Genomic DNA, 14206 nt, shown 5'->3' with positions numbered 1-14206 from the left:
ACCTCGCGAGCGGTCCGGCCCGGGAAAGGAGCTCGGCATGGTCGCAGGGTAAGAACGTGCGCTTACATAAGCCTTTCCCCTTTCTTAGCGTAAGCTTTCGAACCGCCGAAAGACCCGCGCAGGCGTAGAAAAATGCGGCCTGCCGCCCGCACGCGCTCTGTGGCAACCTACACGACCTTACGACAGACCATCGGAGCCACGGCGCACGTGGAGCACGAGACCCGGACGGAGCTCCCGTCGACCGACCCTTCGAACGCCCGGCGAGCCCTCTACGCGACGCTCCTGCGGCGCGCGGGCGGCCCCCTGCTGTCCGTGCTCCTGCTTTGCCTGGCGCTGTGGGCGTTGCGCGCCATGGCCAGCGAGGTGAGCTACCGGCAGATCGCCGCGTACGTCCACACCTTGCCAAACACCGACATCGCCCTGGCCGTGCTGCTGACCGCGGCGGGTTTCGCGGTCATGACCCTCTACGACTGGTTCGGCCTGGCCAGCGTCGGGAAGCACCTGCCGGCGCAGCGTGTCGGCTTCATCTCGTTCATCAGTTATGCGTTCTCGAACGCGCTCGGCATGTCGCTGCTGGTATCCGGTTCGATCCGCTACCGCTTCTACCTGCAAGCCGGGCTGACCACCGGCGAGGTGGCCCGCGTGGTCCTCTACACCACGCTGAGTTTCTGGCTTGGCCTGGCCGCCCTGACCGGCGCGACCCTGCTGCTGGTGCCGATCCCGCCGGAAGTCCCCCTGTCCAACCTGCGCATTCCGCTGGCCATCGTGCTCGTGCTCGTGCCGCTGGCCTGGTTCGGCATGGCGGTGGCGGTGCGCCGGCCGGTGCGGCTCTGGCGGTGGACGATCGCGACGCCCACGCCCGCCGCGGCAGCCCGGCAGATCCTCGTCGGCGCACTCGACTGGGGCCTCGCCGCGGGCGTGCTGTACGTGTTGATGCCGGAAGCGATCGCCGGTGGCTTCGGTCATTTCCTCGCGATCTTCGTGCTGGCCCAGATGGCCGGCCTGATCAGCCACGTACCCGGTGGCCTCGGCGTGTTCGAGGCGGTGATGCTGGCCGGCTTCGGCGCCACGGGTAACCATGGCCTCGAAGCGCCCATCCTCGGATCGCTCGCCGCCTTCCGTCTCGTCTATTACCTGCTGCCGTTGGGCGTGGCGACGCTGCTGGTGATCGGGCGCGAGGTGCGCGCCCTGCGCCATACGGCGCTCATCACGCCTTGGTTCAGCAGCCTGCTGCCGCCGTTCTTCGCTGGACTGACCCTGGTCTGCGGCGCCGTGCTCCTATTCTCCGGCGCGACCCTCGCGATCCCGGGACGCATGGAGATCCTGCGCGGGTTCGTGCCGCTGCCGCTCGTCGAGGTGTCGCACTTCCTGTCGAGCATGGTGGGCATGCTGCTGCTCATCCTCGCGCGCGGGTTGCAGCGACGGCTGGACGCGGCTTACGTCCTCACGCTCGTACTGCTCATCCTCGGCGCGATCTTCTCCCTGCTGAAAGGCATCGATTACGAGGAAGCGACGCTGCTCGCGCTGCTGGCCCTCGCGCTGGCGCCCGCGCACCGGCACTTCTACCGCCGCGCCTCGCTCTTCCGCGCCACGTTCTCGCCCGGCTGGGTCCTGGCGATCGCGTCCGTGCTCGCCTGCGCCACCTGGCTCGTCTTCTTCAGCTTCAAGCACGTCGAGTACAGCAACAACCTCTGGTGGGAGTTCAGCTTCCACCACGGCGGCGCGCCACGCGCCCTGCGTGCGCTGGTGGGCGCGACGGCCGTGGTGATGCTCTTCGCGCTGGCGAACCTGATCCGGCCGGCCCGGCCTCGCCGCGCGCTGCCGGGCGAGGCCGAACTCGCGCGGGCCATGCCGCTGGTCAAGGGCTTCGACTCGGCCCAGGCCCACCTCGCGCTCGTCGGCGACAAGATGCTGATGTTCGCGCCGGGTGACCGCGCCTTCATCATGTACGACGTGGAAGGCCGCAGCTGGGTCGCCATGGGTGACCCCGTGGGCACGGACGACGATGCACGCCGCGAGCTCGTCTGGGCGTTCCGCGAGGGTTGCGAACGCGCCGGGGGCTGGCCGCTGTTCTACCAGGTGCGCCCGCGCGACCTCGACCTGTACCTGGAAGTCGGCATGAACCTGCTCAAGATCGGCGAGGAGGCACGCGTGCGGCTCGCCGACTTCAACCTCGACGGCAAGACGAAGAAGACGCTGCGCGGCACCGTCAACAAGCTCTCCCGCGAGGGCCTGCGCATGGAGATCGTTCCGATCGAGGACGTACCCTCGCTGCTTCCGAGGCTGAAGGCGATCTCCGACGCCTGGATGCGAGACAAGAAGGTTCGGGAGAAACGCTTCTCCCTCGGGCTCTTCGACGAACGCTACCTGGCACGCACGCCGATGGCGGTGGTCTGGCAAGGCGACGAGCCGGTCGCCTTCGCCAACGTCTTCGTCACCGACACGAAAGAAGAAGCGTCCGTCGATCTCATGCGCCACCTCCCCGAAGGTCCGTCCGGCATCATGGATTTCCTGTTCATCGAATTGATGGTCTGGGCGAAAGCCGAGGGCTATCGCTGGTTCAACCTCGGCATGGCCCCGCTCTCCGGCTTGCAGAACCGGCGCACCGCACCGCTATGGAGCCGCTTCGGCGCCATCGTGTTCGGCCGCGGCGAGCGCTTCTACAACTTCCGCGGACTGCACCGTTACAAGGACAAGTTCGACCCGGAATGGGAGCCGCGGTACATCGCCGTGCCGGGTGGCATCGCCCTTCCGCTGGCACTGGCCAACGTCGCCAGCCTCATCTCGGGCGGCCTCGGTGGCGTGGTGCGCCGATGAAACCCGTCGTCAGGAAAGCGATTCGCTACGTGCTGCTGTCCGCCCTGGTGCTGGTCGTGCTCGGACTGCTCGCGTGGCACCCGTGGACGCACGCGTCGATGGAGAAGTCCACCGTCGAACTGCCCGCGCTGCAGGCGGCACCGGCCGGCGAAGAAGACCTGCTGGTGGTGATCTACTCCGGCGATGGCGGGTGGTGGGACCTGGACCAGCGCCTCGGTGCCGTGTTCACCCAACGCGGTATTCCGGTCGCCGGCGTCAGCACGTTCAAGTACTTCTGGCGCTACCGGTCGCCGGAGGAATCCGCGCACGACCTGGATGGCCTCCTGGACCGCTATACGCGGCAGTGGCACAAGACGCGGGTGCTGCTTGTCGGCTACTCCTTCGGCGCCGACGTGCTCCCCACGCTCGTGGGAAAGCTGCGGCCGGACAACCGCGCGCGCCTGGCGCAGCTCGTGCTGCTTTCCGCGAGCCGCGACGTGAACTTCGAAATCGAGCTCGAGGGCTATATGCAGCAGGGCTGGTGGACGACGCACACGCACGACTTCCTGCAATGGCTGAACCCGGTGGTGCATACGGATGCCATGCCCCCGATCACCGCGCTTGACGGCAAGCCGCCGGTGGCCTGCTACTACGGTGCCGAGGATGCGGACGAAAGCGGCTGCACCGACCCCAAGCTGCCCTCGTTCGTTGAGGTTTTTCGCAAGCCGGGCTCGCACCACTTCGACGAAAACTACGAGGCACTGGCGACCGAACTGATCACGCGCATGCCCGCGCGGAAGCCAGCCGCGTCCACGCCGCCTTAACGCTTTTCCCGGCCTCCCGAATGTGAAGGACTGTCACGGAACCTTCACCGTGGTGCCACCGAAAATTTCTCTTCCGGCGCCCACTCTTCAGTTTCGGGGCGGATACGTGCGGCAGGAGAAAAGTGATGCAAAGAGAACCCGGTAAACGCGATTACGGCTCCGCCGACTGCGCCTATCTACGCAGCCTGGCCAGCCGTGGAGTGATCGTTCCCCAGCCGACGAAGCCGTCGCGGCAAGTCCATCCGGACGGTCCGCGCGCCGAGCGCCGCCGCGAACCCCGCGGCCCCCGCACCCCGGCCTGAAACCGGCCTTCGTCGTCGACGAAGGCAATTCCACACTAATTTTAAGAATCCTCCTATATCCGTCGGCGTCCGACCTACGCAAGATGAGGTCCAAGCCTTCCCGGTCACCCGGGCAAGGCCAAAAAATCGCCGATGACCGATCCGATGGCAGGATGCCGTCCGTCCCTAGTAACAGGATCGATCCCCCCTTCATCGGCGGTGACGCCGCGCCGGCTTCGCCGGGCCGCGTTTGGGTGGCCCAGGCCACCGGACCCCAGGGACGGTCGCCATGGCCCTCCGCGTGAGCGCGAGGGCCATGTTTTTTTGGGGTCAGCCCTTCCTGCTGCCGAAGAACATCGACACGCCCATCCCCACGATGACGGACGGGCCGTGCCGCCCGATGCGGTGCAGCGCGTAGGCATCGAGCTGGACGTGGTCGCCGATGTCATAGGCGACGCCGCCGCCGGCCTGCAGCTCGTTGCCGTCTTCCGCATCGTGGATCGCATCGGTTTCCACGTACGCGAGCAGGTTCTTGCCGAACTGCCGACCGAAGGTCGGTGCCAGGGTCCACGTATTCCGCCCCTTCAGGCGATCGACGTTCGCGTAGAGCGTTTCCTGGTGCGTATCGTCGGGCTTCCACTGCAGGGTGCTACCGAGGCTCACCTCGCGAGCGCCGTTGCCGAAGTCGTTGTCGCCGTTGGCGAACGTGACCTGTCCCACGGCTGCCCAGCTGAAACCGCCCTCGTTCTGTGCCCCGCCCGGCGCCCACTTCATGCCGACGCTGGTGTCCCCGTGGCCCACGGCATGGCGGCGCGAGCCCAATCCACGCTCCTCCAGCCGGTTCCACGCGGAGCCGGCCACCTGCAGTTCCAGCGGGCCGCCGACACCGATGCGGACCAGGCTGTCGGCCGTGTACGTGCGATCGAGGTACCCCTCGTCGCGCTGGCGTTGGTACGTGGGCAGCCCCTGCTCCAGCGCCACCGTGCCGACAGGCAGCACGGTGGTAGCGAAGCCGGCCCCGGGGCGATCGAAGTCCGGCGGGTCCGCGAAGGCGGACGTGGCGGGGAGGATGCAGGCCAGGGCGGCGAGGATGGCGCGTGATGTCATGGGCGCATTGTGACTGCGCCGCGTCGCGATACCGTGCACACCGTTCCCCACCGCCCATCCTGCGAGGTGCGCGATTACTGCGGGGCCTTCACCACCGGGAAGCTTTCGCCTAGCGCGACACGCTTTTCTTCGACCACGTCGGTAGCGGAGCGGGCGAGCTTTACCGCGTAGTCGCCTGCCGCGACGTGCCAGCGCTTGGCCTTGTCGTCGTAGCGGGCGAGGGCCAGCGGCTCCAGCGGGATGTCCACGCGGCGGCTCGCGCCGGGTTTCAACCCGACTTTCGTCCAGCCGGCCAGGCGGCGCGTGGCGGCGCCCGGTGCGGTGACATACACCTGCGGCACGTCGGCACCGGCGGCCTTGCCCGTGTTACGCACCGTGACGTGCGCGACGGGATGGCCATTCGCGTCCTTGTCCACCGCGAAGTCGCTGTACGCGAACTGGGTGTAGGTGAGGCCGTAACCGAAGGGGAAAAGTGGCTCGCGCTTCGTCTTTTCGTACCAGCGGTAACCGACGTCGGCGCCTTCGATGTTGTAGTCGACGTTGTCGGCCGGCTTGGCCTTCGAGTACAGGCCCGCAGCCTGGATCGCCGGGCGCGGCAGCTCCGCTTCGTCCTTCGGCCAGCTCAATGGCAGACGACCCGACGGCGCCGTGACGCCGTAGAGGAGGCGCGCGATCGCCTCGCCACCGCCGGAACCGGGATACCACGCCTCCATCGCCGCGCCGACATGGTCGAGCCAGGGCATCTTCACCGGGCCATTCGTCTCGAGCACGACGACCGTTTTCGGATTCGCCTTCGCCACGGCCTCGACCAGGGCGTCCTGACCGTCCGGCAAGGCAAGGTCTGGCGTGTCGAACGACTCGGCCGCCCATTTGGTGACGAAGACGACGGCGACGTCCGCGCCCGCCGCCGCTTTCGCCGCGGCAGCGGGGTCGGTGCCGGGGTCGAAGCTCACCTTGCCACCGAGTTTCTGCATGAAGGCGAGCGGCGCCGACGCGTGGTACATCAGCGGGCCCGGCCAAGCCTGCGGCTGGAGTCCCGGCACCGGGTCGCCTGCCACGTCGCGCACGAGCGAGGAGCCGCCGCCGGCGAGGACGCCCTTGTCCGCGTGCCCGCCGATGATCGCGACCGACTGCTTCCGCGACAGCGGCAACAGTCCCCCTTCGTTACGCAGGAGCACCGCGCCCGCTTCCAGCGCATCGCGCGCCACGACACGGTCGGCTTCGTAGGGCACCTTGCCCTTCGTCTTGGGCTCGTCGAGCACGCCGTGCGCGAACAGGGTGCGCATGATGCGCTTGACCATGTCGTCCAGGCGCGCCTTCGGGAATTCGCCGGAGGCGTAGGCCGCGCGCAACGGTTTGTCGAAGTACACCTCCTTGTCGAACACTTCGCCCGCCGATTCCTGGTCGAGTCCGGCCATCGCCGCCTTCACGCCACTGTGCACGCCGCCCCAGTCGGACATGACATAGCCCTTGAAGCCCCATTCCTGCTTCAGCACCTGGTTGAGGAGCCAATCGTGCTCGCCGGCGTAGGTGCCATTGATGCGGTTGTACGCGGACATCACGGACCCGGGATCGCCCTTGGCAATCGCCAGCTGGAAGGCCAGGAGGTCGGACTCGCGCAGCGCGACCGGGTCGATGTCGGCGCTCAGTGTGTTGCGTCCCGACTCGAGGTCGTTGATGACGAAGTGCTTGACCGTGGCGACGACCTTGCGCTCCTGGATGCCCTTTACGGCGGCGCCGACGATCGTGCCGGCCAACACGGGATCTTCGCCCGCGTATTCGAAGTTGCGCCCGTTGCGGGGATCGCGCGTAAGGTTCACGCCGCCGGACAGGAGGACGTCGTAGCCCTTGCCGCGTGCTTCGCCGCCGATCATGCGGCCACCGGCGTGGGCGACGGCCGGGTCGAAGCTGGCGGCCGTCGCGAGGCCAGCGGGAAGGGAGATGGCGCCCTTGCCGTCGCTGCCGTCGCGGGTCACGCCGAGCCCGGCGTCGGTCTCATTGAGGAAGGGCAGGCCGAGGCGCGGCATCGCCGGGACGAAGCCGGCGCCGTTCAATGCGCCGGGCGGGTTGGGGCCCTTCTCCTTCACCTGCCCGAAATCGGCACGGATCATCCGGAATTTCTCGTCGTCGGTCATGGCCGCGACGAGGAGTTCCGCGCGGCGGTCCGGCGACAGCGAGCGGTCCATCCACGGATGCTCCGGCGGCGGGGCGGCATGGACGGAGCCGGCGAGTCCGCCGGCAAGGGCGAGGGCAAGGGCGCTGCGACGGGCGATATCGGGCATGGTCACGGTGGGGTCCGGGTGAGAGGCTTACACCATCGCCAAGTAACGCTTTCATCGCAACCCATGCGACCGTGGAGGAGTACCCTCGCGGCTTGCCATCCACACCGTCAGGCCCCACTTAAGTGGTTCAATGAATTCACAAAAGTCGATGCCGCTCGCCGCCTTCCATCCCGCCGTCGCCGCCTGGTTCGCCAACGCGTTCCCCGCGCCCACCGAAGCGCAGGTGGCCGCGTGGCCGGCGATCCGCTCGGGACGGCATACGCTGGTCGCGGCGCCCACCGGTTCCGGCAAGACGCTCACGGCCTTCCTCTCTGCCATCGACGTGCTCGTGCGCGAAGGCGTCGAGCAGGGTGGCCTGCGCGATCGGACGACGATCCTTTACGTGTCGCCGCTCAAAGCGCTGTCGAACGACATCCGGATCAACCTCGAGGCTCCGCTGGCGGGTATTCGCGACGAACTGCGCAAGCAGGGCCTGCCCGACCTCGACATCCGCACGGCCGTGCGCACGGGCGACACGCCCCAGGCCGATCGCGAGCGCATGAAACGGCGTCCGCCGCACATCCTCGTGACCACGCCGGAGTCGCTTTACGTGCTGCTCAGCTCGGAGTCCGGCCGCGCGATCCTCCGCGACGTCCGCGAGGTGATCGTCGACGAAATCCACGCCGTCGCCGCCAGCAAGCGTGGCAGCCATCTGGCGGTGTCGCTCGAGCGGCTGGAGTGCATCGCGCAGCGGCGCATCACGCGCATCGGCCTGTCCGCGACGCAGAAGCCCATCGAAACAGTCGCCGCCTTCCTCACCGGTAATGCGCGCGAGGATTGCGCCATCGTCGACATCGGGCACGCGCGCAAGCGCGACCTCGCGCTGGAGGTGCCACCGGTTCCGCTCGAGCCAGTGATGTCGAACGACATGTGGGAGCTCGTCTACAACCGGCTCGGCAACCTCGTCGAGCAACACCGCACCACGCTGGTCTTCGTGAACACGCGACGCATGGCCGAGCGCGTCGCGAGGCACCTGTCCGAGCGCCTCGGCCACGACGCCGTGACCGCGCACCACGGCAGCCTGTCGCGCGAGCAACGCCTCGACGCCGAGCAGCGCCTGAAGCGCGGCGACCTGCGCGCGCTGGTGGCCACGGCATCGCTGGAGCTCGGCATCGACATCGGCGACGTCGACCTCGTCTGCCAGATCGCGTCGCCGCGGTCGATCGCGGCCTTCCTGCAACGCGCCGGCCGCGCAAGCCACGCCGTCGGCGGCACGCCGAAGGCGCGCCTGTTCCCCACGTCACGCGACGACCTCGTCGAGTGCGCGGCCCTGCTCGACTGCGTGCGGCGCGGCGAACTCGACACGCTGGTGGTGCCCGAGGCGCCGCTGGACGTGCTGGCGCAGCAGATCGTCGCGGAGGTGGCGTGCCAGGAGTGGGACGAGGATGCGCTTTACGACCTCGTCCGCCGTGCGTATCCCTTCCGCGACCTGAAGCGGGGCACGTTCGACGAAACGGTGCGCATGCTGGCCGACGGCTTCACCACGCGCGTCGGGCCACGCGGCTCGTACATCCACAGGGATGCCGTCAACCGGCGCCTGCGCGAGCGGCGCGGCGCCCGCCTCACGGCCGTCACCTCCGGCGGCACGATCCCCGACACCGGCGATTACAACGTGCTGCTCGAACCGCAGGCGACCATCGTCGGCACGGTGAACGAGGACTTCGCCGTGGAAAGCCTCGCCGGCGACATCTTCCAGCTTGGCAACCGCTCATATCGCATCCTGCGCGTCGAGATGGGCCGGCTGCGCGTGGAGGACGCCCAGGGCGCGCCGCCGAACATCCCCTTCTGGCTCGGCGAGGCGCCGGGCCGCAGCAACGAACTGTCGATCGGCGTGTCACGCCTGCGCGCGGCGATCTCGGCCGCCTTCGACGAAGGCGGCCGCGAGGCGGCACTGGCCTGGCTCACCGGTGAGCTCGCGCTGGCAAAGGCCGCCGCCGAGCAGATCGTCGACTACCTTTTCCGCGCCCGCGCCGCGCTTGGCGCGTTGCCCACTCGCGACACGCTGGTGATGGAGCGCTTCTTCGACGAATCGGGCGGCACCCAGCTGATCATCCACACGCCCTACGGCAGCCGGATCAACCGGGCATGGGGCCTCGCCCTGCGCAAGCGGTTCTGTCGCAAGTTCAACTTCGAGCTGCAGGCCGCGGCCACCGAGGACGCGATCGTGCTTTCGCTGTCCACCAGCCACAGTTTTCCGCTGGACGACGTCGCGCGGTACCTCCACTCGAATTCGGCGGAGCACGTGCTGGTCCAGGCCTTGCTCGACGCGCCGCTGTTCGGCGTTCGCTGGCGCTGGAACGCCACCACCGCCCTTGCCCTGCCGCGATTCAGCGGCGGCAAGAAGGTCGCGCCACAGTTGCAGCGCATGAAGAGCGAGGACCTCCTCGCCACCGTCTTCCCGGACCAGGTGGCCTGCGCGGAGAACCTCGTCGGCGAACGCGAGGTGCCCGACCATCCGCTGGTGAAGCAGACCCTCGACGACTGCCTGCACGAGGCGATGGACTGCGAGGGCTTGCTCGCTATCCTGCGCGGCCTCGAATCCGGCGCCATCGCCATGGTCGCGCGCGACCTGGCGACGCCTTCGCCCCTCGCATCCGAAGTGCTGAACGCGGCGCCCTACGCGTTCCTGGACGATGCGCCGCTGGAAGAGCGCCGCACGCAGGCCGTGCAGTCGCGCCGCTGGAACGACGCGGAAAGCGCGGACGACCTTGGCCGTCTGGATGCGGAAGCCATCGATGCGGTGCGCGGTGAAGCATGGCCGGAAGCGCGCAGCGCCGACGAAATGCACGAGGCGTTGATCCAGCTCGGTGCGATCACGATGGACGAGGTGCATGAGAACGCAGGGTGGGCCGCGCTGCTCGGTGCGCTCGCCAGGGACGCCCGCGCCACGCTGATCGATGACACGGTCGCCCCCCTGTGGGTGGCCGCGGAGCGCCTGCCGGTATGGCGCGCGATCCGTCCCGACCTGTCGATGTCGCCGGCGATCGCGGCACCGGCCGAGTTCGAAGCGCAGGCGTGGACAATGGCGTCGGCGCTCGTGGACATCGTGCGCGGACGTCTCGGTGGTCTCGGCCCCGTGGCGGCGGCCACGCTCGCGGCGTCGCTGGGCGTGCCGCAGACCGACATCGACTTGGCGCTGACGGCGCTGGAAAGCGAAGGCTACGTCATGCGCGGCGAGTTTTCGCCGGGCGCGGCGAACACGGAATGGTGCGAACGGCACCTGCTCGCCCGCATCCATCGCTACACGATCGGCCGCCTGCGCCGCGAAATCGAGCCGGTGGCGCGTCGCGACTTCCTGCGTTTCCTGCTCGACTGGCAGCACGTAACGCGCGCCACGCAGGTGTCGGGTCCCGATGCGCTGGCGGGCGTGATCGGCCAGCTCGAAGGTTACGAGGCCGCTGCGGGCGCATGGGAATCCGAACTCCTGCCGGCGCGCGTGAACGACTACGGCATCGGCTGGCTCGACGACCTCTGCCGTGCGGGTCGCGTGGTCTGGAGCCGGCTACGCCTCGGCACCGGCAGCGGCGGTCCCGTGCGGTCCACGCCCATCGTGCTGCTCCCGCGGCGCCAGTTGGCGATATGGTCGGCAGCGGCACCGGCAGCCAGCGACGACGTATCGCTGTCGTCGCGTGCGCAGGCCGTGGCGGACGCGCTACGCGACGAAGGCGCGCTGTTTTTCGACGAACTCGCCTCGACGACGCGCCTCCTGCGTACCGAACTGGAAGACGCGCTGGGTGAACTGGTCGCCGCCGGCCGCGTCACCGCGGACAGCTTCGCGGGCTTGCGCGCCCTCCTCCTGCCGGCGTCCAAGCGCAACGGCAGTCGCCACCGGCGCACGCGTCGGCACATGCTCAGCGGCATCGAGGACGCGGGGCGCTGGTCGCTGGCGCGACGGCCGAGCGAGCAACGTAACGACGCCGATGGGCTGGAACACATCGCGCGCACGCTGCTCCGCCGCTATGGCGTGGTGAGCTGGCGCATCCTGGAACGCGAAGCGGCCTGGCTGCCGCCCTGGCGCGACCTGCGGCGCGTCTACCACCGGCTCGAGGCGCGCGGCGAGATCCGCGGCGGGCGTTTCGTCGACGGCCTGGTGGGCGAGCAGTTCGCCTTGCCGGAAGCACTTCCCGCGCTGCGGCAGATCCGCCACCGCGCGCACGACGGCGAGATCGTCTGCATCGCCGGCACCGACCCGCTGAACCTGGTCGGCACGATCTTCGCCGGGAGCAAGGTGCCCTCCACCCTCGGCAACCGCATCGCGATCCGCGACGGCGTGCCGCTGGCTGCGATGGTCGCGGGCAAGTTCGTCACCTTGCTGCCGCTGGAAGGCGACGACGAACGCGAGGCGCGGAGCGCGTTGCAACGGAAGGCCGATATGCGTAGCACGCTCGCCTGAAGAAACCGCTCGCTCCTAACGCAGCTGCACGTCGCCTAGTACCCACATCTTCGGACCCGGCTTCCCGGTGACGACGAAGCAGAGGTCGTGCGTGCCTTCGCGCTTGGGAAGGATGCCGTCCAGCGTGGCACGGCCGTCCTTCGCCTTCGCGAGCGGAATGGTCGTCAGCTTCGGACCGTCGCAGGTGTCCTGGTGGACTTCCAGTTCACCCGCCGCGGAGCGTGCCTTGCGCGAGACAACGGCCTTGGCGTCCTTCCACAGCGCGTAGTTGTACGGCAGGCGGTCGACGGTGACGGCGACGCCATAGTGGCCGTCCAGCTTCACGCCCTTCCAGACCCAGCAGGTGTCCATGATGTCCACCTTGTACACGGGTCGCTGGCCGTCCGTCGCCGTCGGCGATTCCAGTCTCAGCACGAGCTTGTCGCTGCACGTATCGAGTTCGTCGCTGCTGCGCCGCAGGAGCGACTTCGCAACGATCTCGCGATCGCGCGGGCCGGCCAGGCCGAAGCCTCCGTCGAAGGCGTTCGCACGCACGGTCGTCGGCAGGGCCACCTCGAAGGGACCGTCGTAGGTCGTCGATTGGGACGTCGGTGCGGTGCCGTCGGTGGTGTAGCGAATCGTGCCGTAGCCGCTCTGGTTCGACAGCGTGACCTTCGCCTTGCGGTCGGGCGCGCTCTCTGTCGCGATGGCAACGGCGAACACGCCGTCGGATGGGACGATACCCGCCGCACGGTAGCGCGACATCTGCACTGGCAGGCGTGCGACGAAGCCGTTCCAGTCTGCCGTCGACGACCAGGTGCGTTCCGCGAGCGCGGCGACACGAGGGAAGATGGCGTGCTGCGTGCGGTACCAGTTCGGCAGGTATTCGGTGAAGAGCGTGACTTCGGCGCCGAGCACGTGCTGCGCCTTCTCCGGCGCGATGGCCGCCGGCACGGGCTCGAAGTCGTAAATCGTCTTCAACGTCTGTCCCGCCGGGCGCCCCGGCGGCTCGTCCGGCAGGGTCGATTGCAGCCGGTCGAGGTAGAGCGTCGGCGACGGTGCGAGCACGACGTCGTGACCGGCGTTGGCGGCCTTGATGGCTCCCTCGGTGCCACGCCAGGACATCACGGTGGCACTGGCCGGCACCTTGCCGTCGAGGATCTCGTCCCAGCCGATCAGGCGGCGACCATGCTGTTCGAGATACCCCCCGATACGCGCGATGAACCAGCCTTGCATCTTTTCCTCGTCGTCGATGCCCAGCGACTTCATCTTCGCCTGCACCGTCTTCGACCGCTCCCATTCATCCTTCGCCGCTTCGTCGCCACCGACATGGATATAGGTGGACGGAAAGATCGCCATGACCTCGTCGAGCACGTCCTGCAAGAAGGTAAAAGTGCCGTCGTCGACGTTGTATAGGGCGGTATTCACACCCCAGTCGGACGAGACCGAGAGCTTCTTACCGCCGGCACCGAATTTCGGATACGACGCCACCGCGGCTTGCGCGTGTCCCGGCATCTCGATCTCGGGCACCACCGTGATGTGACGCTCCGCCGCGTAAGCGACGATCTGCTTCGCTTCTTCCTGCGTATAGAAACCGCAATACGGCTTGTCGACGGAACCCGTGAGCGCGACATCCGGACCGACCGTCTTTCGACATGACCCGGTTTCGGTGAGCTTCGGGTACTTCTCGATCTGCAGGCGCCAGCCCTGGTCGTCGGTGAGGTGCCAGTGGAAGGTGTTTAGCTTGTGCATCGCCATCTGGTCGAGCAGGTGCTCGATGTCGCTGACCGACTGGAAGTGGCGGCTCGAGTCGAGCATCAACCCGCGCCACTCGAAACGCGGCGCGTCGACGATGTGCACACCGGGAACGCCATTGCGCGCCGCGGGATCGGTCAGCAGCTGCCAGTAGGTGACGGCACCGTAGAAAAGTCCCGTCTCGTCGTTGGCGGCGATGCGTACGCCGTTACTGGTTACATCGAGCGTGTACGCCTCGCGGCCCTTGATGCTCGCCTGGGTGACCAGGTCGATGCCGCCACCGCCTGCCTTGCCCTCCACGACCGCCAGCGTGATGCCGCGCGCCTGGCGAATCCAGCCCTGCAACTGGGCGGCGACCCGCTTCGCCTGGGCGTCGCCGGGCGCGATCACGATCTTCGTGTCGGCATCGATCCGAAAGTGGCCGGGCATCCGCTGGAGCTGAGCCGGCATGGGGATGAGCGATAACGGCGTGCTGTCGATGGGGCCGGCTTCTTGCTTCGGCTGGGTGGCGCAGGCGCTGAGGCCGGCGGCCATCGCGAGAAGGAGGAATCGGCGCATCGAGGGCTCCTGTTTGTTGGGCAGTCGATCGATTGTGCAGCTTCCCTGTAGGAGCCGCTATAGCGGCGAGGGAAACATCCTCGCCACTTCATTGCTTCGTGGGCTTCTCGCCGCTATGGCGGCTGTCACGTTCCAAAAAAAAGCGGGCCCGGTCGAGGAATTGACGGGCCCGAGGGGAATGGTGCTTCGAGG

7 protein-coding genes are annotated in these 14206 nt (G+C 68.1%); 4 read left to right on the top strand and 3 right to left on the bottom strand.

What is annotated here, in order from left to right:
* Nucleotides 1–132 precede the first annotated feature (132 nt).
* The 3 genes from mprF (at nucleotide 133) to ACQKIE_RS09240 (ending at nucleotide 3922) form a co-directional block, all read left to right on the top strand.
* On the top strand, nucleotides 133–2817 hold the full coding sequence (mprF, locus tag ACQKIE_RS09250; RefSeq protein WP_427458182.1) for a bifunctional lysylphosphatidylglycerol flippase/synthetase MprF: 2685 nt from the start codon (nucleotides 133–135) through the stop codon (nucleotides 2815–2817).
* Nucleotides 2814–3620 (top strand): AcvB/VirJ family lysyl-phosphatidylglycerol hydrolase, encoded by an 807-nt coding sequence (locus ACQKIE_RS09245; RefSeq protein ID WP_427458180.1) that lies wholly within the window; start codon nucleotides 2814–2816, stop codon nucleotides 3618–3620. The genes mprF and ACQKIE_RS09245 overlap by 4 nt, the downstream gene beginning before the upstream one ends.
* 125 nt (nucleotides 3621–3745) lie before the next feature.
* The gene (locus tag ACQKIE_RS09240) at nucleotides 3746–3922 is read left to right on the top strand and encodes a hypothetical protein (protein WP_427458178.1); all 177 of its coding nucleotides are present in this window, start codon (nucleotides 3746–3748) and stop codon (nucleotides 3920–3922) included.
* 309 nt (nucleotides 3923–4231) lie between these two features.
* Here the strand turns inward: ACQKIE_RS09240 and ACQKIE_RS09235 are convergent, their stop codons facing one another.
* Nucleotides 4232–5008, bottom strand: coding sequence for a transporter (locus tag ACQKIE_RS09235; RefSeq protein WP_427458176.1), 777 nt, complete (start codon nucleotides 5006–5008; stop codon nucleotides 4232–4234).
* 74 nt (nucleotides 5009–5082) lie between these two features.
* Nucleotides 5083–7290 carry a glycoside hydrolase family 3 C-terminal domain-containing protein gene (locus ACQKIE_RS09230; RefSeq protein ID WP_427458434.1) on the bottom strand — a complete coding sequence of 736 codons (2208 nt, stop codon included), beginning with the start codon at nucleotides 7288–7290 and terminating at the stop codon, nucleotides 5083–5085.
* A 148-nt stretch (nucleotides 7291–7438) separates the two neighbouring features.
* Here ACQKIE_RS09230 and ACQKIE_RS09225 point away from each other — a divergent pair, with 148 nt between their 5' ends.
* Complete coding sequence (locus tag ACQKIE_RS09225) at nucleotides 7439–11722, top strand: DEAD/DEAH box helicase (protein ID WP_427458432.1); 4284 nt, start codon at nucleotides 7439–7441, stop codon at nucleotides 11720–11722.
* 15 nt (nucleotides 11723–11737) lie between these two features.
* On the opposite strand, the gene ACQKIE_RS09220 is transcribed toward ACQKIE_RS09225, so the two are convergent.
* Nucleotides 11738–14014, bottom strand: a complete 2277-nt coding sequence (locus tag ACQKIE_RS09220; protein ID WP_427458174.1) for a family 20 glycosylhydrolase — start codon at nucleotides 14012–14014, stop codon at nucleotides 11738–11740.
* Nucleotides 14015–14206: the final 192 nt, after the last annotated feature.

The organism is Luteibacter sp. NPDC031894 (assembly GCF_050273135.1).
Classification (GTDB): Bacteria; Pseudomonadota; Gammaproteobacteria; order Xanthomonadales; family Rhodanobacteraceae; genus Luteibacter.
Note: the sequence above shows the minus strand (reverse complement) of the source record. Positions and strands in the feature narration are given on the sequence as shown.